We start from the raw sequence: 21,725 nt of genomic DNA, 5'->3' as shown, positions 1-21,725 counted from the left end.
CTTCCCCGCTTGCCCGCGATCCGGTGGCGGTGCAGAAGGGCAAGGGAAAGACTGGAGGCGACGTTGGTACGCAAAGCGGAGGCACCGCCTGGATTTTATCGCTGCCGCATCGGCAAGATGCGGGTGTGCGTGGTGTCCGATGGCCCCATTCTTCTGGCCGAGCCCGGCGCGATCTTCACGGCCCTTTCTGACGACGAGATCGACGCGAGTCTCAATAGGGCCTTTCTTCCCCGCGGCCCGATCCGCGCCGAGCAGAACTGCTTGCTGCTCCAATGGGATGACCGCGTGGTGCTATTCGATAACGGCATGGGGCAATCGGACTTGTTCGGCCCTCTGGCGGGGCGGTTGAAGCAGAACATGGTCCGAGCGGGCGTTCCCCCGGAGACCGTCACCGACCTCATCCTCAGCCATGGCCACCCCGATCATTGCTGGGGCACAATGGGCACGAACGGCATCCCGAACTTCCCCAATGCCGCCGTTCATATATCCGAAGCTGAATGGCGCTTCTGGGAAGCGTGCGACGAGCCAGCGCTGGATGTGGCTGTCGCGGGGTTCCGGGAGCAGGTGGTCCCGATGCGGGACCGGATGCACTTCTTCACCGGTGGCGACATGGTGCTGCCTGGCGTCTGCGCCGTGGCGGCGCCGGGCCATACGCCGGGGCACATGGCTTTCGTCGTCTCATCGGAAGGAGAGCAACTTCATGTGCTCAGCGACACCATATTTCATGTGCCGTTGTCATTTGACTTTCCGACGACACCGAATGCCTACGATTACGACGCCGAGATCGGAGCGACGACCCGGCTTGCCCTGCTTGCTCGTATGGCAGATGAGCGTGCGCGCGTGATTGGCTATCACGCGCCATGGCCCGGTATCGGCCATGTGGCGCGCGCGGGGGACGGCTTCCGTTTCGTCGCAGAACCGATGATCCTTGAAGGGAGATGACGCCCCTCCGTAACACAGGGGATCAGCCAGGAGCGGACTTCTCATGGCATCGTCCACGGCAAGGACCCGTGGAACTGCAGCGCCTGACGGTCTTTCCCGGTCCGGATTGTGACGAAGCCCAGGCGCCAAGTCCCGAGGGAAGCCCAATCAAAATCTGCCGTCGGCGAAGCGCGGCCCGTACTGGGTAAATGGTGCTTATCTCACCTGGTATGTGCCGCGCAGATGCAGCACAGGCGATATCCGCGGTTGCCCTGGAATGCGCATCCGTGGCTTGGCAAGGTGCCCATTGCTTTTCTTGAAGGTTCGCTTGATTGTCGTCGCTGACTGCGGACGGGCCGGCGACAGTCCCTCCGAACTTCCATCAGCGCCTCATCGAGAGGCTGCACACCGTGAGCCGGCCCGAAATCGTGGAACAGCCGAGCGGGCCCCCTCAAGACAGCGTATCCTCCGCCAGGACGGTGAGGGTGCAGGTTCCCCACCGGTGGCGCCACCTCACCGTTCTCACCGCCATGCTGGGGATGAACAATGCCGAAGGCGGCATCCTGGTCATCCTGTTCCCCGCCATACGGGCGAGCCTTGGCCTTTCTCTGACTGACCTCGGCGTGCTCTCGGCTGGCGCCAAGGTGAGTGGAGCGCTGTTCAGCCCACTTTGGGCATGGCTCGCGCGGCGCTGGAACCGCAAAGCAGTCCTGTTCACCGCCGCCGGCCTGTGGGGCATTTGGGGTATCGGCGCCGGCTTCGCCGACAGCTTTGCCACGCTGCTCGCTTTCTATTGCATCCTGGCGGCCGGCTATGCCGGCGCTGTACCGATCATCACCGCCATCCTCGCGGATCTGTTCGACGACGCGACGCGTGGGCGGGCTGTCGGGTATCTCTATGGCGCCTTGAGCCTCATTGCCTCGGTGCTCGGTCCAGCGCTCGGGCAGCTTTCGGGCATCGAGAACGGCTGGCGCATGGGGCTCTGGACGGTAGGGGCACTCAATATCGCGATAGGCGTGCTCGTCTTCACGACTTTCCGGGACCCCGGCCTCGGCGCATCTGAAGCAACCGCGGCTGACCGAAACTCAAGTGCAGACGCATCTATAACCGGGGCGCTCGCGACCCTTTTCAGCATCCCGAGCTTTCTCATCATGCTGCTTTCGAGGTTGTTGTCCGGACACCTCCTGCTGGTGGGCTTTGGCGTAGTATATCTCACCGAGGTCTATCATTTCTCGAACCAGACGGCAGCGCTCGTTCTGGGGCCGTTCGGCATCGGCTACTTCCTCGGTGCCATCGGTGGTGCGATCGTCGTCGACCGTATGCATAGGCGATGGCCGGGCATAGGCCGCATCCTGTTCCTTCAGGGGGTACAGTTTCTGTTCGCCGGCTTCGCTTACGTCGGCACCCAGTTCAATTGGGACCAAATCTCCATCTTCATGGTCTTCTGGTTCTTGATGGGGCTGGCGATGGGTGGGAACCCCGGCGTCAACAGGCCGATCGTCATGGCCGTCGTTCCGCCGGCGCTGCGCACTCTCGCCTTCGCCATCCTCGTGGCGATCGTCGAATCCTTGACGTGGGCGATGTACAGTCTCGGCGCGGGATGGCTAGGCGACATTCATGGGCTCAAGCCGGTGTTTCTCGGCGTGCTGGTGGGCGCCATGATTGCCAATGGGGTCATCATCACCTTGCTTTACCGAACCTATGCGCGCGATGTCGAGGCGATGCCGGCGCGTGGCGCGGGGCGCGCCGGGTTGCTGATCCATCGCGAGCGGGTTGCCGGCTAGGCTTCAAGGGAGCGAACCGAAAACGAGGCTGGCCACATGATTTCCGGAGCGATGACGCTGAGCCTGCTCGCGCGCAGAACGGTCGCAGGATCCTGCGAGTCCTGAGCCAAGAGGAGGCCGACGCACTCTGATTTTAGGCGGGCATGCGTGCGTCGACGTACGTCTGCTATCGCCTCGAGCCGAATGCCGGGAAGAAATTGGCCTTGGTAGAGCCGCAACGTGGCGTCGAGGGCATCGAGCCGGCGCGCGTTTGGCGCCGCTGCATCCGCAACGGCGTCCAGTGAGAGCTTCAGGTCACGAAAGTCGGTCTGCACATGATCGGCGTTGAGGCCGATATGGTCGTTCTCGTGCCGGATGCTCCTTGATCCGATGAGAAGGCGCAGCCGATAGATGGTCGTTCGCAGAGCGTGCATCGCTCTGTCGCCGTCGAGCGTCGGCCATAGCCAGTCCGCCAGCGCGTCTTGCGGAAAGTCCTGCGCCTGCGCCAACAAATGCCACAGCAGCTCCAGCGGCTTTCGCGGCGCCTTTCCCCCCTGCGCCTCCAACCGCCGGCCGTCGACATGGATTTCAAACCCACCCAGCGAACGAATCCGAACCGGATAGGGCCATGTCTCATGGACAACGCCATTGCGCGGCGGCACCAGCTGCCAGAGCGCGATCAATCGCCGGGTCTTGGTTCCCGCCCCCAGTCCCAAGGCGTTATTGGCGAGTTCGGCGGTGAATTCGCGCTGCATGCCGGTTATCTGCCGCCAGCCCAACTGGAGTGCGATCTCGACCACGGAACGCCACGCGGCCGCGAAGTCCGACCGGCGTCCCTGGACATGCGCCAGCACGGTCTCGGCGAAGGTCGCCTGGATCCGGAAATTGGCGTTGTCCGTGCGTTCAGCGATCTGGCGCACATGTTCGATATGGACCAGCGCCTGCCTGTCGCCCTTCATCGCCATGGCCCTTGCGAGCACCATGGCCTGATGTGCAGCTTGATGCGGTCCTCCGTATCGCACGGCGTACTCGCGTCCGTGTATCGCTTCAGCGATGGCCTTGTCGGGGTTGGATTCACATAGGGCCACCAGGGCGCGCAGATAGTGGGCGCCGAGCAGATCGGCACGTCTCCACCGCTCAGGAGCGCTCGCGACGTAGCGCGTGATGGCGGCCTCGGCCCGCCCGAAGTCCCCCGCGTCGGCATAGGCCTGCGCCACGACCCAAAATGCGTTAGAGAGCCGGTGGGACACGCTGTGCTGCTCCGCGAAGGCAACGGCGGCGTCGGTCAGCTGCTGCAGTCGGTCCAGCGCGCCTTCGCGATAGGCGAAGGACAGGGCGCCATAATACCAGGCCATGACGGCCAAAGGCGGCATGTCGCCCCGGCGCGCCAGCACTTCCAGGGCCTCCAGATAAGGCCGCGCGCCCGTCAGGTTACCGCGCCACCAGATCAGGTAGTTCATCAAGACGCTGCCGAACAGAAGCTGCGAACCCGGCGTCAGCCGCGGCAGAAGTGTCTCTATATGCGTGCGCGCGGCCTCGATTTGTGGATGCGTAGGCCAACCGACGAGCATCGCCATGCAACGCACGAGAATGAGCCGCTGCTCCAGGGCCGCTGGCAGGCCGACGAGGCCAGGCTGCACGCGATCGATCTCCTCGATGAGCGGTGGCAACTCTCGATAATCCGACCACTCAGACAGCGTCGCCTGAACCTCACCGGAAAGTGCCAGCACAAATTCGACAGGCGCCTCGTCCGGCGAGAGGGTGCGGCGCATTTCAGCCAGCAGGTCGCGTACGGCTGCGGGCTCCTGGGGCAAGCGCGCGAATGCCGACCAGATCGCGAACAAGGGCCGGTCGCGTATCTCCGGCGGCAACACGAGAAGGCTGTCCCGTAGTTCCCGATTCCGGCCTGTGTAGAGCAGCGTGTTGAGCCAGTCCAAGACGAGCGCGGCCTCCGCAGGCACCGCTCCTGCGCGAAGCGCAAGCACCCCAGTGGAGGTGAAGTCCAGACCGGCGATGCGCGCCGCCCACCCCCGCAGATCGGCATCCTCCCCTATACCGCTTCCATTGCCGCCGCTTGCCGCAGCGTCGGAGACAAGGTCCAGGGTGCCCGCCACGGCTCCGTTTGCCGATTTCGCGGCCTTGTCGCGACTATTGCGCTTGTTGAATGCGCTCATGATCGTCGCCCCCCAATAGTCGGCTCAACATTCCATCGGACTCGGCGGACCACGCCCGATGCGGGCCTTCAGATATGCGCCGGCGGCAGCTCCTATTCAGGCCCACATAATACATCCGCCTATTCTTCCGGTATGTGCGGTGAAGATCGCACGCTTCATGAGTTGAATTCGTGACCGAGCGTATAACGGCACTCACTTATAGTGTCTTGCCGTTGAATATACAGCGTTAGTTCGCTAGCTCTGCGACTGCCGCCGACGTAGGGAAAGCAGAAGCATTCGCAGCCAAGCGCACTCGAAACGATCCCGCCGGGCCGCAAGGAGGAGACCGAGCGCGGGTGGGCCATAGGCCTTTCCAGCGCAGCGTCGCGCTCAGCGTGCTCGACGCCGGCCTCCTCACTAGTCTTCTGACCATCGTGCCGACGCGCACGCTTCTGTTTGCGGGCGGGATTATCGTGATGGTGGGCGCGGCACCTGCGCCGCGCATTCCCGCCGCCTTGGCGGTGGCAGAAAACTGAAGGGCATGGCGCCGTGCCGCGCCGCCCGGCAGAGCTGCGGATCAGCACTCTGCTGGCGGGCATCGATGTTGATCGCTTCCCCCTTGTGAACCCCTCCATCGGGCAGGTGGATAACGTGGTGATTTTTGCATGCAGCGCAATCTGTGACGCATCCGTGACCCGCCGGAGCTACTCATCCGATACACCTAGCCACTCGAATCCGGACCGCAGTGTTGAGGATTGGGGATGCTAGGAAAGCAAAGCATGATCCGGCAGGGCTTCTGTGTCTGCGTTCTCGGAGGAGCCGTCTGGCTCGCCGCTCCCCATACAGAGGCGCAAAGCCAAACATTTTGCGAGGGGGTTACGACACATGGCAGCACTGGCTGCAGCCAGCTCCAGAAGATCTCTTACGGGCAGAACGGCGGCTATGACGAAAACGGCGTTGGGGAAAATGGCGCCGGAGTCAACGGCGTCGCACTCCCTTGGAGTTTCAATACATCGGTCGAATACGTCAACGTCAGCAACAGCAAATACCCCACTTATGGCGTCATAGTGGGAGCTATTGCCGGGAATGGCGGAGCCTCCCAGTATTCGGAGGGCAACGGTGGTGACGGTGGCTTCGCGAACGCGGCGCTGTCCGTCCTCACCCTGGGCGCGGGCGTGACCGTCATTCAGACCGGCAATCCCCCGCCATCCTACTGGAACGGCGCCATCACCGGCGGCGGCGTCCTGGCGACGGCCCAAGGCGGCAACGGCGCATATGGGGGCGGGGACACATACGCCAGCGGCGGCAATGGCGGGGGCGCCGGTGGGGCGCAAATCGAGGTCACGGACGCGAATGTCGGGACGGTTGGCGACTCCCTGGCCGGGCTCGTAATCTTCGCACTGGGAGGGACCGGCGGGACGGGCGGATGTCAGGTCAGCTGCGTTGCGGACAACTCACATGGGTACAACAATGGCGGTTCTGGCGGAAGCGTCACCGGCTACGACTATCCCGACGGACATACCAACGCGATCTATGTCACCGCGGCGACGCAGCCGGTCTCGATAACGACGGACGGCACCGTTTCACCGGCCATCGCCGCGTACCTTGTGGGCGGGGCCGGCGGGCCGGGCGGAACCAACTCCGGATATATCGACTCCGATGATGCCGGCAATGGCGGTGTCGGCGGCAATGTCACTGGCGATCTCAACATCATTCTCAGTGGGACGACGCAAAACCCCGTCACCCTGCAGACGGCGGGCGGCACCTCGCCCGGGATCAGCGCGACCAGCCTCGGCGGCGCGGGCGGTATCGGCGGTTCGAACGGTTCGGACTTCGGTGTCGGCGATGGCGGCGACGGCGGCAAGGGAGGCAGCGGCGGCTTGATCAACATCAGCCTGACTGCCGCCTCGATCAGCACGCAGGGCAACTCCTCTCCCGGCATCGTCGCCCAGTCCGTGGGCGCCGGCGGCGGTGCCGGCGGCTTCGTCATCGGCGGAGTGGACGCTGATGGCGGCAGCGGCGGGGCGGGCGGCAACGGGGGCGATGTGACGATCACGCTGGACACCGCCTCTTCGATCAGCACACAGGGTACCGATTCCTCGGGAATCATCGCACAGAGCCTCAGCGGCGCCGGCGGCGGTGCCGGCGGCGTGGGCGTTATCATTGGCACCGCCGGGAACGGCGGCGTTGGCGGCGATGCTGGCGATGTGACGGTTAGCAATGCTGGCTGGGTCGCCACGGCTGGCGATACTGCCCGCGGTATCTTGGCTCAATCCATTCCGGGCGCGGGCGGCTCGGGGGGGAACGCGCAGGGCGTCTTCTACGGCGGCGGCGGCACCGGCGCGTCGAGCGGTACGGCCGGCACGGTGACCGTGCAGCACGATGGATCGATCACCACCACCGGATCCAACGCGCAAGGCATCCTGGCGCAGTCGATCGGCGGCTCGGGCGGCGCGGGCGGGCAGGCGAGCGGCGCCATTGCCGCGCTCGGCGGCGACGCCGACACCAACCCCTTCGATTCCGCTGGCGGCGCCGTCACTATCGGCACCAATTACGGTTCGATCACGACGAGCGGCATTTCAGCAATCGGCGTCCTCGGACAATCGATCGGCGGCGGCGGTGGTGATGGGGGTGGCGCTTCCAGTGTCTTTGCCAGCGTTGGAGGCACAGGTGGAGCCGGCGGAGACGGCGGGGCCGTGACGAGCACGAGCAACCAATACACGACCATCACGACAAATGGAGACATGGCGCCCGCCTTTGTCCTGCAGTCGATCGGCGGTGGCGGCGGCAATGCCGGCAATGCCAGCAGCGATGCACCCTTTGCGTCTGTAGCCATCGGAGGCACTAGCGGTGGCGGCGGCGATGGCGGATCGGCGGTCGTCTACCTCCAGCATCCCAAGTTCACCACCGTCGGGACCAAGTCGCCCGGCCTCGTCGTGCAGTCGATCGGCGGCGGCGGCGGCACCGGCGGCAACGCTTTCGCCGCCTCGGTCGGGGCTGCTTTCTCCGCCTCGGTGGCGCTCGGCGGCTCGGGTGGAGGGGGAGGCGATGGCGGGGCGGCTCAAGTGCAAATGAGCGGAGGCACCATCACGACGGGTCAGAATCCGCTGCTGATCAACGGGCAGCCGCTCGGCGACAGCGTTGACGGCTGTACGACGCTCCCGTGCAACACCTTGCCGGTCGATAATTACGGCGTCGTGGTCCAGAGCATCGGTGGCGGCGGCGGACTCGGCGGGTCGGCCTCCGCCCAGTCTCTCGCGACAGCGATTCCGGTGCCGGGAACCAACCTTCAGGTCGCCGTGGCCACGTCAGTAGCCCTGGGTGGGTCGGGTGGCGATGGCGGCGACGGGGGGGCTGTGCAATTCGCGTTGTCGAATGGCGGCCAGATCATCACCAGCGGCCAGGGTTCAACGGCGGTCCTGGCGCAGAGCATCGGCGGCGGCGGCGGCGCCGGCGGCGACTCCTCGGCGCTCGCGACGGCGGTGGGATATTTCATGGCACCCGAGGGCTCAAATTCATTATCCCTGGTGACGACGCTCACAATGGGCGGCAATGGCAGCCAAGGGGGGGCCGGTGGCAAGATCGACGTTGTGCTCGGCGGCTCGGTCTCCAATTGCTCGAGCAGCGGTTGCGATATCACGTCGGACCCCGACGGAAGCAACCCGACGTCGATCACGACCTATGGCGACTTCGCCAACGGCGTCGTCGCGCAATCGATTGGCGGCGGCGGCGGCAACGCGGGGTTCGGCAGCAGCAATTCTCAGGGCTTCAGTACCAGCAAGAACGCCTCGGTCACCCTTACCCTCGGCTCGCAAGGCGGAACAGGCGGAGCAGGCGGCGATGTGCGGGTCGATCTGTTTACCGGAAACGGCATCACGACCTATGGCTCCGGGGCGGTCGGCCTGATGGCGCAATCGGTCGGCGGCGGCGGCGGAACATCCCAGGGCGGCTCTTACGGCGTCGGCGTGTCTTTCACAGCGAACAACACAAACTATTCGCCCGGAGCGACCGTCAATCTCGGTGCCACGGGCGGCAGCGGCAGCACGGGCGGTGACGTTACGGTATCCGCGCAGGCGCCCATCACGACATATGGTGCCGACGCGACCGGTATCTTCGCGCAGTCGGTCGGCGGCGGCGGCGGGCTCGGCGGATCGGCCGGAGCCGACGCCTCGGCGGACAACCCGGTGGTTCAAGGGCTGGATGCGCGCCAGGCGGCGAGCAACTGGGGGGACTTTCTCAGGGGTGAGTCGAATGGCTCGTTCGCCGCCAACTTCACCCTCTCCATCGGAGGCCGGGGTGGGACCGCGGGCGATGGCGGCACCGTATGGGCGGCACTCTATGCTCCTATCAGGACGATCGGGGATTGGGCCGGTGGTATCGTCGCCCAGAGCATCGGCGGCGGCGGCGGCAAGGGCGGGAGTGCCGCCGCGAGCGGCACGGGCGGGCTGTCCTATGTCACCGTAAACGCCGATGTGGCGATCGGAGGGCAAGGAGCGACCGCCGGTTCCGGTGGCTCGGTAACGGTCGAGCTGGATCAGGGCAATCAGGGGGGCTCCTACGACAACAATACCAGCATCAGCACGGCCGGCTTCGGCGCTGCCGGCGTGATCGCCCAAAGCATCGGCGGCGGCGGCGGCATCGGCGCCGACGGCTCCGACAGTGCGACGGGCACGCTCTCGGTCGGGGGCACGGACAATGGTTTCACCGGCCCAGGCGGCTTCGGCGGTACGGTCAACCTCAGCTACTACAACCCCGATTCCACCAGCATCGCTACGACCGGCCAGGCAGCCGACGGCGTGATCCTGCAATCGATCGGCGGCGGCGGCGGCATCGCAGGCGCCGGAAGCAGCCTGTTTGTCAGCGCTTTCGAGCAATCGGGAACACTGTCGCTCTCGGCGGGGGGCGGGGCGTTTGCCAGCGGCGCCGGCGGCGCAGTCACGTTCGCGCCGTCCGCGCCCGATACCCCCATAGCCATCTCCACGACCGGCAACGACTCCTTCGGCATCCTGGCGCAGAGCATCGGCGGCGGCGGCGGCATCGTGACAAGCCAGCCGAGTTCTTCCGCTTCCCCGACCTTGACGATCGGCGGCAGTGGGCAGTTCAACAACTCGAGCGACGGCGGCGCCGTCAACGTCACCCTGGGCGGCCAAGGCACGATCGCCACGACGGGTATTGGGGCCCACGGCATCGTGGCGCAATCGATCGGCGGCGGCGGTGGTGTCCTCCGCCTGGTCAACCAATCCGGGGACAGCCCGACGGTCGACACGTCAGTGCCGTCGAGCCTGTCAGCCGGCGCTAACGACGGGGATGGCGGGACTGTCGACGTCGAAGTCGACGGCAGCGTCAGCGTCAGCGGCGCGGGAGCGGTCGCTATTCTCGCCCAAAGCATCGGCAGCGGCGGCGGCCTCGTCATGAACGGCAATACGCTCTATGCAGGCTCCCCCAACTTCGATGTCTCGAATTCCAGCGGCTCCGGCGACGCCGTTACCATAGCGGCGAATGGCACCGTTTCGGCTACTGGCGCGAACGGGATCGGCATCTTTGCGCAAAGCACGGGTTACAGCAACGGCTCGAACGGGCAGGTCAGCGTCATCGTCGGGGGCAAGGTGGTGGGTGGCAGTGGCCAAGCCGCCACGTCCGATCAGTCCGGCAACTCCACTCAGTCCGGCAGCAGTGCCATCCAGGTCGACAGCCCCAACGGCAGCAATCACGGGAACGGCAATGTCGTGACCGTCAACGCTGGCGGCTCGCTCAATACGATGTCCGGCACCGACGGTACCGCAATCGTGCAGACAGGAGGTGGGACCACGAATGCCACCAATGCCGGTACCGTCACGGGCGCCATCTACCTGGGCGGCGGCACGTTCACCAACACCGGTGGCGGCGTCCATAACACCGGTTCGGTGACGCAAGGCGACGTCGTCAACCATGGCGCCGTGAATGTCGGGCTGCCGAGCGAGGTGCGCGCCACCCGCATCACCGGCGACTTCACCCAAACGAGCACCGGCCAGCTCGGTGTGACCATCCACTCTCTCCTCCAGACCGCGGATTACCTGCAGGTCGACGGCTCGGCCTCCATCGATGGCGTCATCGTTCCAACAGCGATCACGCTCCTTCCGGGCACCGTGCCGGTGGTGACCGCCGGGACCCTTGTCTCCACCGCCGATGCGCTGGATTCCCTGCTGTTCCGGTGGGATGCCACGCAGTCCGGCAACATCCTGTCGGTGACGCCCAGCTCGAACTTCACGCCTGCCGGCGTTCCTCTCAACCGCAGCCAGGCTTCGCTCGCCAATTATTTCTCCCGGGCGTGGGCGAACGCGGACACGGCCTTCGCCACGCATTTCGCATACTTGTCGCAGATCGCGACGGCGCAGGACTATGCAGTCGCGCTGAACGCATTTTCCGGTCAGGATATCGAAGCGCAATCGATCGCCTTCGCCAATACGGCGGGAGCGATGCTTGGCGCTTCGATGAGCTGTCCGGTCTTCGCCGACAAAGGGGTGCTGCTCGGCGAAGACAGTTGCGCCTGGGCCACCATCTCCGGGCGCTGGACGAACCAGGGCACGACCAGCAGCATCCAGGGATACGACGTCACCACCACGAGTTATCGCATCGGCGGCCAGCACGAGATCGCCTCCAACTGGTATCTCGGTGGCTCCCTCGCCTATGGCGACACCTCGGCCACGATGAACGGGGGTTCCAGGGGCGATGGCTACACCGTTGATGGGTCTGTCGCGCTCAAGCGCACCATAGGCCCGTGGTACTTCGCCGGTTCGGCAGCCCTGGCTTATGGTTCATTTGACACCTACCGCCAGATCAATCTGCCGGGTGTCACCGAAACGCTGGAGAGCAAACCGAGCATCTTCCTCGCCGGCGCACGGCTCCGCGCGGGCTATGAGTTCACTTTCGGTGACTTGTATGTCCGACCCTATGGCGATTTCGACGTGATCCACACGAACCTGCCGGCTGCGAGGGAATCGGGATCTTCGATTTATGCGCTGGATGTCCAGGGCAGCAGCAAGACGAGCGTCGCGCTCTCAGCGATGATGGAAGTAGGGGGACGCATCAATCTGGATGAACAGACTACGCTTCGGCCTTATGCCAGTGTCGGCGTTAGCTATCTGCCGGACGACACGCGCGCGATCGAGGCGAGCTTCGCTAATGAAACCGTCAATAACGGGACATTTTTCGACTATATCGAAACGCCGGATATTCTTGGGCGGATCGATCTCGGCCTGCAGGTCTATCGCCTCGACGACTTCGAGCTGAAGGTAGGATACACGGCCGATATCGGCAGCTCCTATCTCAGCCAAAGCGTCAGTGCGCGGTTTGCTTATCACTTCTGATGAGGTTGAACCGCAAGTGGTGGGGGTGTTTCAAGCCCCACTTGTCCATGAGCTAGGCCGACGATCGGAAAGGCGCGAGCACCTGATGGCCTGCAATCAATCGCGGGAGCTGACTGAGAGACTTCGGTCATGGTGTCCTCTTCGGAGTTGTGAACGTAGTCGCGGCTGAATGGCACAGGTTCGCCTGGGGCAGCCTGGCGCTCGAGCCCTTCGCGGGTCTCGCTTACGTGAACCTGGAGAGCGACGCCTTCACCGAACAGGGCGGGACGCCCGGGCTCTTCGGCTTCAGCGACAGCGAGGACGTGACCTTCACGACCTTGGGGCTGCGGGTGGCGCAGGGCTGGGTAGTCGGCGCTACGACGGCCTTGACGCTGCGCGGCACACTCGGCAGGCAGCACGCCTTCGGCGACACCAGCCCGACCGCATCCTTCCTCTTCGCCGGCGGGAGCCTGCCCTTCACGGTGGCGGGCCTGCCGTTCGCCGCGGACGCGCTCGTCCTGAAAGCCGGCGCCGATCTCGACATCGGCGCGGACGTTAGCCTCGGCGTCGCCTATTCGGCGCAATTCGCCCCGGACGCGCAGGACCAGCAGGTCAAGGGCGTGCTCAACGTGAAGTTCTGAGGCTTTCGCCAGTGGGCGCGAAACGACTGAGTAGGCGCATGGCCGTCCGAAAGGCGTCCCGAGCGCTGGTTGCCTGGCGGGACATCGAGCGAGGCACGAACGATGCCTGAGTAGGAGATTAGCGCATTTGGCCGCACGAGCGCGTCCGACACGATCCGTTCCTGATCTAACTGCTCCGGATAATTTCAGCGGGCGGGCGTTTATGACCTTTTACCACCGTGTTCGGGCTATCCGTCCGACACCCTCCCGAGGGTTTCGACGCCGCTGCGCATTGGACGTCTCCGGCTTCCACAGCTTCTGTCCCCATAGTGTTATGTTGCCCGGTCGAAATTGGTACACAAGTCGGGTACGAACGCCGGTCGCAGTCTGATCTATCTTATTGATATTGCTGCCATTTCAATTTACCGGTTCTCGTCCCCTCAGCTCCACCAGCCTAACCCAGGCTGGTGGATTTCGGAAAAACGTCGTCAGTTGGTTGGTCGTGCTGGTCGTCCACAAGGTGGTGCAGATCGGCATCGAACCTGATGGCGCGGCGACCCTAACATCTCCAGCTTTGCGAAAGCGTATTGGCCGCGCGTCCGCGTGCCGGACGACCTGCGGCCGATCCTTGGCAAAGGCGAGTTCGACGCTCGCTGTGCACATCAGACGCCGTTGAGGCCAAGCGCCGGGTCCGCATCGAGCGGATCAAGGTCGAGGCGGAGTTCGACGAGGCGCCGCGCGGGCGGATAGCCCGGGCGGCGACGGCCGAAAAGGCCCCAGCGATCGAGCTGAGCGAGGAAACAGATCTGGCGCCTTGCCACCCAGTGGTTCATCCGGGCGGAACGGCGCACAAGCGGTGTCGCCCTCAGCGAGAACGAGGCCGAGACTGTGGAGGAATCAGCTGTCTACGCTGAGGATTGGCAGCCGTGGGAGCAGTATCGACAATGCGGTAGGCGACCTGCTCGCCGAGGCGGGCCGGCCACCGGCGCCGCGACGGTGACCGCCCTCTTACGCGAAGCTCGCCCGCGTCATCCATCAGGCGATGGTCGAGAACCAGCGGCGGCTGGCCAACCGCATGTATGGCCTCGCCCGCTTCTCGCTCGATCCGCTGTTCACCGGCATGCGGTGAACACGTGATCCTGACGCAGGAGAACGGGGCTGACTGGAAATGTCTTACCCACCGATCATGAGTCCGATGATCTCAAGCCGCGCTTCCGGACCATTCGACCTGTAACTAACCCAGCCTTTTCACCGGCGGAATGATCCAGGATCCATCAAGAATCGAAGGATTGTTCTCGTCGGGCCAGTAAAGCCGCATCATGAGGATGAACTTGCCCTTGGGTGCCGGCAGCCAGTTCGCTTCCTTGTCCCGACCGGGCGAATCGTTTTGAATATAGATGTCGGTTGAGCCGTCCGCGTTCTGCTTCAAATCCTGGCGCGCGCTAATCGAGTAGCGATTGAGTGGATTGGCCACGAAGAAGTACTTGTCGTCATACATCGTGAGCGACCAGAAGCCCCGGACAGGAGGGGTTTGATCTTTGCCGAAGGTAAGCACGTATTTCTCCGACCCATCATAGGTTCGCGAGAAGACGCCATCGCCTTGCTTCAGCGATGTCGGATAAACGGCGTCCTGCGGGCGGTTCGCGCCGAGCCCAATCGCCGTGACGAGCGCCCGTTGCAGGTAGTCGGTCCCGTAGAGCCCCGTCTTGGTCGTATAGCCCCAGCCATTGATATCCTGGACGTCGCCGTCGCTGAACTTGAAGTGGAGCATGATACGATGGAAGGCGAGGGCCGGGATCCGGTCGAGAAAATCGGCCTGGAATTTGCTCTTGTCGAAATCTTGACCCGGCACGATACCGATGCGCGCCATTCTCTCGACAACAGGCTTATCGGCCACAGATGGCGGATTAGCCTTCATGAGTTCGCACAGAAGCGTGAAATATGTGATCGCATCCATGCGGTTGACCTGCTCGCGAACCGCCGTCTTCATGTCGATGCTCGGATCGACCTTGCCGGGCGGCGGCGTCCATTCCTTGCCGTAGCTGCTCAGCGGGACGAGCTTGCAGGCATCCTGGATCGCGTGAACGGCGGCGTAATCCTCTGGAGTTCCGGTGCAGTAGATACGGCCGAGGATCCAGACGATGCTTGTCGGCGATTTATATTGGATGACGCCCTCGGGGAGAGTGCCCTGCCAGCCCGGCCCCGTGATGGCATAGGTCTGCGCCTTGCCGCCCGTTGTCCGGCTGCCTGGCACCTGGAACACATTCGTCCAGCCGTCGAGCATGGGAAACAGGAAATAGCGGTCTCCCATATCGGGAATGGAGAGAACCCATGGCTCCTTCTCCACATCCACGAACGACGTCGTATAGAGCGTGTCCGCATTGGGCGCCGTGACATCACGGAATGAGGCATTCGGATATTGCCGCAGCTTGATGATCTGCCCCATGGGGCCCTTGTTGGCCTCCACCTTCGGCACATTCGTCAAGACACGCCGTGTCATCTCCATCGTGACCAGCGGATAGCCGAAGATATAAGCTTCTACGGCCAGCCAGAACTCCTCAGAGCCCGATACGGCATCCGCGATTGGGCCGTCGAGCGCGCGGGCAGGAGAAAGTGAGCTTGACGCCAGCAAACCTAGGCCGCCGATCGAGACGGCACGGCGTGAGATCTTCATTGCGCTCTCCCTCAAGTGTATCAAGGACCTAAGTCCGTGCCGATTTCAGGTTCATTTGACGATAGGACCGACAGCGGCGAATGTTGTCGTCCGTTCACTGTGCCGTGGGCGACCCGGGCGGCGCCGGCATTGGCCTCCTCCCATACCGGCATCGGGTGAGCGGGCTAGGCCCTTGCCTGCAACGGTGCGCTGACCGTAGCGGGCCTTCCAAACAGCCTTGCTTATTGGCCTGTGCTTCTTATGTCCCGAGTTGCGAGCGCATAGGAGTAGGTTACGGGAGCCTACAGAGGCGTGGGCGTCGCCTTGGGACGTCTTTCATCGAAGCGCGGGATCACCAGCCCGGCGCTCAGCCGAGCTGCTTGCGAGCCGCATGCGCGTCGCTCGAGCCAAGGCTTCGAATGGTGGCGTAAAGAAACGCGGTTGTGAGCCCAAACAGCAACATGCCGGTGAGAGACTCGAGCGCTCCCAGCATCTGCCATTCGGGCGCAAGATGCAGGCTCGCGTGTCCGAAGGTGGTCATTGCGCCGATAGAGTAAAGCATTGCCGACCGCTCATCCGGAAGCGCGCCGAGCCACAGATAAGCTTCGGCCCAAACGGCGGCTTCAGCCGCATGCAAGACGGTGGCGGACAGTACGGTCGCCCCCACCCCGACGACGAAAGCGCTGAGGCGTCCTTGGAGGCCTTCTGACCTTTTCAGCCATCGGTCGAGGCCGAGTTCGATGGCCCCCAGCCCGAGAACATGGATGATCGCCACGATAACGATCAGGGGCAGCCCCCACAGCCAGTCCGAGATCCAAGGCGCGGATGTCAACGATTGCATTATGCCTTCTCTCGCACACGGCTTGGCCTACCGGTTCCGCTCTAGCAGAAACGCGAGGGAGAGGCCTGTAGCCTCCCGTATACGTCGTCCGGATTGCATCTCGTCGAGATGAGGAGCGCGGTCAGCGGATTGGTTTGAAGAACGAGCTAAGGCCCGAGCGCTGGCGCGGGAGCTATAGGTACTGCAAAGCCTGCCGCGCGCGCCGCTTCGGTCAGAATACGCCGATCCCTCGGGTTGAAGTTGCGTTTGACCAGTTCGCCTTCGAGGTCGTCGAAGAACTTCGGCCGCATGGCGAGGAAGCGGGCACGGCTCTCGGCCGCCTCCTGCGTGAGCCCGGCCCGCGTGTAGATGAGGGCCGCGATGACATGATAATGCGGAAACTTGGTCAGATCGGCACGGCGGATCAACGCGACGGCCTTGGCATCGTCCCCCTGCATATAGGCGGCAAACCCGAGCATCCCTGTGTAAAAGCCGGAGTTGCCGGGATTGCGGGCGAGCGCCTCCTCGATGAGGGCTGCTCCGCGTTGCCAATCCCCGGCCTGAGCGACGCGGCTACCGTATTCCCCGAGCAATTCGGTATCATTGGGATTAAGAACGTAGGCGCGAGCACCGACACGCAAGGCTTCTTCCGCCTGGCCGTTGAAGAACAGCGCAGCCATGAGGGCCTGCAAGGCGCGCGTGCTCTCCGGGTCGAGGCGCACGGCACGACGGGCAGCCTCGAGCGCGCGGGCGATAGAAGGCTCCCCACGCTTGACGTTGAAGCCGAAGCGATCCTCATCGAGATAGATGTAGGACAGCATGGCCCAAGCGGTGGCGTAGGCCGGGTGGCGCTCCACGGCCCGTTCGAGACAGCTGCGAACGCTGCCGTGCGCCTCGGCGCTGAGGACTGCGCGGTAATTGTAGAAGCGCAGCGTGCATTGGTAAGCCGCGAGATCGTCTGGCGGCACGCGCGCGGCGCGTTGCTCATCCGCATGGAAGATGATCCCGTAAGGCTGCGCGACTGCGGTCGCGACCTTTCCAGCTATATCCACCTCGATCCTGACGAGATCCCTCGAACGCAGATCCTCCTCATAAGCCTGCGACCAGATGACGGCCGAACTCTCCGCGTCGACGACACGGCTCGTGACCCTCAGACGTCCGTCAAAGACGCGCACGGCTCCCTCAAGGACATAGCCAACGCCAAACTGACGCTGAAGTTGCGCTACATCCGCCCCGACGGGCAGAGTCCGGGAGGTTTCGCTGCCGACGACCTTCAACTCCTTGAAGCGCGCAATCTGCGACAGGATCTCTTCGGTCAGACCGGCGGCATAGAGAGAACTATCTCCGCTTCCACCGAGGTCGGCGAAAGGCCGGACGATCAGCGATGGGCCATCCGGCGAGACGGTTCGGCTGGGTGACGACCGGCCGAAGAGTACAGCGACCGTTGTTACAATGCCGATGCCGATCAGACCTGCACAGAGCAGCGCGGCGATAACGGTCCGGCGCCGAGGCCCCCGGTGCGCATCGAGCCGCGAAGTCTTGTGCGGCACGGGGGCCATGCTGTCGTTTCCTTCCGGGGCGCTTGCAGCGGCTTTTTCTAGTCGCCTCCATGTAAAAGTCGGTACGTAGCCGCCTTTTGGAATATCGAGGTCGATCGGATCGTCTTGGCCGGCCACCAGATAGTAGCGTTCGAGCGCGCGCCGTAATCGCCCCGCTTCAATCCGCACGACGGGATCGTTCTGCGCGTCGAATGTCGCGTCACGGCCGAAGACTTCGACGGCGATGGAGAACGCTTTGATCCGCGCCGAATGCCCAGCGAGCGTCTCTTCGACGACATAACGGAGGAAGTTGCGTGCGCGCTCAGGCGCCTTGAATTCCCCGTTCGAGAGAATTCGCGTGAGTTGCGCGCGCACGTCGTCCGGCGAGGGATGCGAGGCTACGGCAGGTTCGCCGCCAAGGGAGACCCCAGCACCTGACATAGCCCGCTCTCCTTAGCGAAACAGCACTCACCTTGGGCTGACGTACTCGCCATTCGCCATTCGATCGCGTTTGATACAGTAACATACTCCCAAGCTTGCGGCGATGGGCTCAAATGGCCGATGTAGCAGAGGCCATTGCGATGCATCGAGGTGTGCTCGCCGCTATCCGGCGTTTTCCCCACCGGCGCCGGGCCATCGAAGAACTCGCCCTGCAAAGCGAGAATTTCCGTTTGCTCTGCAGCGATCTCGCAGATGCCGAATTGGCGCTGGAGGGCTGGAAGAATTGCCCTACACCACTCGGTGAGGAACGCTGCGCGGAATATCGAACGCTAGTCGCAGGGCTGGCGGCCGAGATCCGCGAAACCTTGGATAGGCAATGCCAGAGCCATTGATCTCACCCTCACAAACAGTAGTCTATCGATGCCCGTTCATCGGACGCGAGGATCAGTGCCGTGCGCTTTAGGACAGTCCTCGCAGGTGTATTGGGTTCGCTCCTTCTGACGCAGTCGGGTTTCGCCGCGGATCTCGCCCCGCCGGCGCAACCGCCGGCGGCCATTCCGGCCCCCGTTCCGACGAGCTGGACTTTCCAGGCAACATTTTATGGCTGGTTGACCTCTCTCAATGGCAAGGTTGGTGTCCGCAATCTGCCGCCGGCCAAGGTCAACGCCTCATTCGGCGACATCCTGGAGAATCTCGATGGCGCCTTGATGGGGTCGTTTCTTGCCAAGAACGGCGACTGGATGATCCTGGCGGATCTCGTCTGGTCGCAGCTTTCGGACAACGCCACCTTGAAGGTCGGCAATGCGCCGACCCTTAAATTCAAGCAAGATCTCCTCATCGCCTCGGCCATCGCCGGCTATCGCCTGCCCTTGGGCAACCCCGATCTCGATCTCAGCGTCACCGCCGGCCTGCGCTATCAGCGGCTCAGTGTCGATACGACGCTGATTCCTGGGGCCTTTCCGATCATCAGTCTGGAAAACGACCAGACGAAGGACTGGCTCGATCCCATCGTGGGCCTAGCCCTGCAGTACCGTATCAATGAACGCTGGTTCGTGAACGCCCTCGCCGATATCGGCGGCTTCGGCGTGGGCTCGCAACTGACGTCGCAGGGCTTCCTGGCCGTCGGCTACAAGTGGACGGAATCGATCTCGACGGCCGTTGGCTATCGCGTGCTCTACACCGACTACGAGGACAGCGGCAACCGCACCGGCACGTTCCGTTACGACACGACGATGCATGGCCCGTTCGTCAGCGTCGCCGTCCATTTCTGACGAACTGCCACAGGTCCCCCAGCTGGTATTTAACGCTGACACCACTGTCCATCTGCCGAGTTATACACCGGCTCTGAAACCTGCATCTCCACGTGACCCACGGCACGTTCCTTCCGTTATGCTGCAATTGCGGTCCATTACCAACTGTCGGCCGGGCGAGGTGCGCCGCTCAACCACTGGGTAGGGCATTTTGGGATTGTGGGGATAAATGACACAAGGTCACTCATTACAATTCCGGCCATTTTTTCAGGAGAAAATGGTCTAAAAAAGGTGTACGTTCTATTCCTGCATTGATTTTCCTTGGATCCCATCCTGCGGGCACAAAGGACTCCGGCTCCAAAATGTGTCCACTGGGAGCCATTTTTTTTAAAATACATTGGACTGGTCATAAAGTACGTGGCATGCTTAGGGTTTACATTCTGCGCATCGACTAAAGCTTGCAAAGCACTCACATAACGCTGGTAGCGGTCGGGGGAGTCAGTCGGTTTGACACCAGTCTGCTCAAGCCGAATGCTGAAGGGGCGAGCGGCTTGAAGTTTATCAAAGTTTTGCGAAACACAAGCGTCCAGCTTGAGAAAGGAAGCACTAACTACTTTTAAGGGAAGCATCACCGAGACGATGCACAACGCGACCGCCCATTCCGTCAGACGCGGCGCTTGTATACGCAATCGTGCACGACCTTGAGTCCTAAACAGGGCGTTCACCTTCGCGCTTGCCCTCGCTCCAGCTCGGGAAACGGCTGAAACGTCTGATTGCCACATCCGGCGTAAACCAACGTCCCGATGTTCTGGATGCCGCCTTTCCTGAATGAGAACAGATAAGTGCTCTTGGCAGAATATCCGCCGCTGCTCTTCTTCAATCCATATCGCACGCAGACGACATTTTGCGTCCCGCCATTGAGCAGGCCGATGAAGGCCGGATAAGGCTCTGTGATTTCCGCGCCGGCGATGCTGTCGGGATCCTTCAATGGAGCCCAGACGCTCGCGGCGATCAGTTCTTTGTAATTCGCCGGAACGCCGGGTGAGGTCTGGCCGGCCGCTTGACGGCCCGATGATGTCGTTTGGCACGCGGCCACGGCCAAAGCCGCGCACAGCGCGCCCGCTATCGCGAAAATCTTGTTCACGCATCCCCCGACGCCGTCCGGCGCGCCTCGATATAAGCGCGCATGGTCTCCATGCATTATGGAAACGAACGCCGCTTATAAGCCCCACTTTGCAATCGCACCTGGCTACCGTTTGTGCAATCAGACTGAAGTCTAATATTTGCATCGTCGGAGGTGGGCCGTGGTCTCATGCCCCACACAACCGATGCCATTCGCACCGCTTCGCCGCATCCTCGACGCCCTCACCGCGAGAGAATGCGCCAACTACGCACAAAAGCTCGGGCCTGGGGGCAATCTGAAGCCGGAGCGCTCCGAAGACTTGATTGCATCGGGAGCGCCAAGGCCGGCCGCGGCATCCCCGTGCGCGTGAAGAGGCGCGCGTGAAGAGGCGCGCGTCTATTTCGAAAGCGCGGTGGTTCTGTCGAGGGCGCTGGGGAAGCCCTTGAGGGAGACGGCGAGCTGGGTTTCCTTGCCGCCGTCGGCGATTGTCTTGATCTTCAAGCTGGAGCCCTTGCGCAGGAGCGGCAGGGTCTTGGCATCGAAGGCGAGGTCGACGATGCAGCCGCCGGGGAGACAAGTGCGGAAGCGCAAGGGGGTGAGCGCCGGGCCGTCGTCGACCTGCAAGGCAACACCCTTGTCGAGGTCGAGCCCGAAGGGCAGCACCAGCGTGCCCTCCACGGTCTGCTCACGCGGGCGCAGCTCCACCGCGAGTNCCGCCATCGGCCCGAACTTGTGCAAAGCTGAGACCACAGAAAATCCTCTTAGAATTTTACGCTGAGATTGCCGCGCACCGACTGGTCGATGGCGTCTGTCGCGAACTGTCCGCCATAGGAGAGGCCGAGCGTGGCATTCTCCATGATGCCGAAGTCGAGGCCGAGGTCGAGCACGGCCGCATCCTCGGCGATCGGCACGCCGGCGATGCTGAACGGGCTGCCGCCGGAGAAGGAGAGGCTCGCCAGCGGTGTGTCGTCGCCGAAGGCGTGCCGCCAGCCGAGCGAGCCGCGCGCCGTCAAGGTGACGCTGCCGAGGTCGAAGGCGGTCGAGGCCCTCACGCCGAGCGTCGTGAAGGTCGTGCTCGTGTCCTTGCGGCCGCCGGTCAGGGCGGCTGCGCCGCCGGT

16 protein-coding genes are annotated in these 21,725 nt (G+C 63.4%); 7 read left to right on the top strand and 9 right to left on the bottom strand.

Features of this window, described 5'->3' with window-relative positions:
- Nucleotides 1–63: 63 nt before the first annotated feature.
- Both ACFQU1_RS00085 and ACFQU1_RS00080 read left to right on the top strand, forming a co-directional pair.
- Nucleotides 64–942 (top strand): MBL fold metallo-hydrolase, encoded by an 879-nt coding sequence (locus ACFQU1_RS00085; RefSeq protein WP_378128171.1) that lies wholly within the window; start codon nucleotides 64–66, stop codon nucleotides 940–942.
- A 464-nt stretch (nucleotides 943–1,406) separates the two neighbouring features.
- On the top strand, nucleotides 1,407–2,705 hold the full coding sequence (locus ACFQU1_RS00080; RefSeq protein ID WP_378128170.1) for an MFS transporter: 1,299 nt from the start codon (nucleotides 1,407–1,409) through the stop codon (nucleotides 2,703–2,705).
- On the opposite strand, the gene ACFQU1_RS00075 is transcribed toward ACFQU1_RS00080, so the two are convergent.
- Complete coding sequence (locus ACFQU1_RS00075; RefSeq protein WP_378128169.1) at nucleotides 2,702–4,858, bottom strand: hypothetical protein; 2,157 nt, start codon at nucleotides 4,856–4,858, stop codon at nucleotides 2,702–2,704. The two genes, ACFQU1_RS00080 and ACFQU1_RS00075, sit on opposite strands and share 4 nt — an antisense overlap.
- Before the next feature lie 335 nt (nucleotides 4,859–5,193).
- On the opposite strand from ACFQU1_RS00075, the gene ACFQU1_RS00070 reads away from it, so the two are divergent.
- The 3 genes from ACFQU1_RS00070 to ACFQU1_RS00060 all read left to right on the top strand — a co-directional run bounded on the left by ACFQU1_RS00070 (nucleotide 5,194) and on the right by ACFQU1_RS00060 (nucleotide 12,803).
- Nucleotides 5,194–5,373: a hypothetical protein gene (locus ACFQU1_RS00070; RefSeq protein WP_378128168.1), complete on the top strand. Its 180-nt coding sequence runs from the start codon at nucleotides 5,194–5,196 to the stop codon at nucleotides 5,371–5,373.
- A 243-nt stretch (nucleotides 5,374–5,616) separates the two neighbouring features.
- Nucleotides 5,617–12,183: a hypothetical protein gene (locus ACFQU1_RS00065; protein ID WP_378128167.1), complete on the top strand. Its 6,567-nt coding sequence runs from the start codon at nucleotides 5,617–5,619 to the stop codon at nucleotides 12,181–12,183.
- A gap of 149 nt (nucleotides 12,184–12,332) precedes the next feature.
- Nucleotides 12,333–12,803, top strand: coding sequence for an autotransporter domain-containing protein (locus ACFQU1_RS00060; protein ID WP_378128166.1), 471 nt, complete (start codon nucleotides 12,333–12,335; stop codon nucleotides 12,801–12,803).
- 641 nt (nucleotides 12,804–13,444) lie between these two features.
- On the opposite strand, the gene ACFQU1_RS00055 is transcribed toward ACFQU1_RS00060, so the two are convergent.
- From ACFQU1_RS00055 to ACFQU1_RS00040, 4 genes are all read right to left on the bottom strand, one after another.
- Nucleotides 13,445–13,603 (bottom strand): hypothetical protein, encoded by a 159-nt coding sequence (locus tag ACFQU1_RS00055; protein WP_378128165.1) that lies wholly within the window; start codon nucleotides 13,601–13,603, stop codon nucleotides 13,445–13,447.
- A 413-nt stretch (nucleotides 13,604–14,016) separates the two neighbouring features.
- Entirely contained in the window at nucleotides 14,017–15,456 is a 1,440-nt protein-coding gene (locus tag ACFQU1_RS00050) for a DUF1254 domain-containing protein (protein WP_378128164.1), read from the bottom strand.
- A 346-nt stretch (nucleotides 15,457–15,802) separates the two neighbouring features.
- A complete protein-coding gene (locus ACFQU1_RS00045) occupies nucleotides 15,803–16,210 on the bottom strand; it encodes a hypothetical protein (protein WP_378128163.1) in 408 nt (135 codons plus the stop codon).
- Nucleotides 16,211–16,422: 212 nt separating this feature from the next.
- The gene (locus ACFQU1_RS00040; protein ID WP_378128162.1) at nucleotides 16,423–18,234 is read right to left on the bottom strand and encodes an adenylate cyclase; all 1,812 of its coding nucleotides are present in this window, start codon (nucleotides 18,232–18,234) and stop codon (nucleotides 16,423–16,425) included.
- Nucleotides 18,235–18,347: 113 nt separating this feature from the next.
- On the opposite strand from ACFQU1_RS00040, the gene ACFQU1_RS00035 reads away from it, so the two are divergent.
- Entirely contained in the window at nucleotides 18,348–18,626 is a 279-nt protein-coding gene (locus ACFQU1_RS00035; RefSeq protein WP_378128161.1) for a hypothetical protein, read from the top strand.
- 60 nt (nucleotides 18,627–18,686) lie between these two features.
- Nucleotides 18,687–19,505 (top strand): hypothetical protein, encoded by an 819-nt coding sequence (locus tag ACFQU1_RS00030; RefSeq protein WP_378128160.1) that lies wholly within the window; start codon nucleotides 18,687–18,689, stop codon nucleotides 19,503–19,505.
- 137 nt (nucleotides 19,506–19,642) lie between these two features.
- Here the strand turns inward: ACFQU1_RS00030 and ACFQU1_RS00025 are convergent, their stop codons facing one another.
- The 4 genes from ACFQU1_RS00025 to ACFQU1_RS00010 all read right to left on the bottom strand — a co-directional run.
- Nucleotides 19,643–20,209, bottom strand: coding sequence for a hypothetical protein (locus tag ACFQU1_RS00025; protein WP_378128159.1), 567 nt, complete (start codon nucleotides 20,207–20,209; stop codon nucleotides 19,643–19,645).
- Nucleotides 20,206–20,628: a hypothetical protein gene (locus ACFQU1_RS00020; RefSeq protein ID WP_378128158.1), complete on the bottom strand. Its 423-nt coding sequence runs from the start codon at nucleotides 20,626–20,628 to the stop codon at nucleotides 20,206–20,208. Before ACFQU1_RS00020 ends, ACFQU1_RS00025 begins: the two co-directional genes overlap by 4 nt.
- Nucleotides 20,629–21,003: 375 nt before the next feature.
- On the bottom strand, nucleotides 21,004–21,357 hold the full coding sequence (locus ACFQU1_RS00015; RefSeq protein WP_378128157.1) for an invasion associated locus B family protein: 354 nt from the start codon (nucleotides 21,355–21,357) through the stop codon (nucleotides 21,004–21,006).
- A gap of 11 nt (nucleotides 21,358–21,368) precedes the next feature.
- Nucleotides 21,369–21,725, bottom strand: a 357-nt coding sequence (locus tag ACFQU1_RS00010) for an autotransporter outer membrane beta-barrel domain-containing protein (RefSeq protein WP_378128156.1), incomplete at its 5' end; no start/stop codon positions are given.

Source organism: Chelatococcus sp. GCM10030263 (genome assembly GCF_042666455.1).
Taxonomy (GTDB): Bacteria; Pseudomonadota; Alphaproteobacteria; order Rhizobiales; family Beijerinckiaceae; genus Chelatococcus.
This window is presented reverse-complemented; position numbering and strand designations above follow the sequence as displayed.

Excerpts from the sequence above, each read along its gene's own strand:
- ACFQU1_RS00075 (WP_378128169.1), bottom strand. The coding sequence starts at position 4,858 with ATGAGCGCATTCAACAAGCGCAATAGTCGCGACAAGGCCGCGAAATCG.
- ACFQU1_RS00065 (WP_378128167.1), top strand. The coding sequence starts at position 5,617 with ATGATCCGGCAGGGCTTCTGTGTCTGCGTTCTCGGAGGAGCCGTCTGG.
- ACFQU1_RS00050 (WP_378128164.1), bottom strand. The coding sequence starts at position 15,456 with ATGAAGATCTCACGCCGTGCCGTCTCGATCGGCGGCCTAGGTTTGCTG.
- ACFQU1_RS00040 (WP_378128162.1), bottom strand. The coding sequence starts at position 18,234 with ATGTCAGGTGCTGGGGTCTCCCTTGGCGGCGAACCTGCCGTAGCCTCG.
- ACFQU1_RS00035 (WP_378128161.1), top strand. The coding sequence starts at position 18,348 with ATGGCCGATGTAGCAGAGGCCATTGCGATGCATCGAGGTGTGCTCGCC.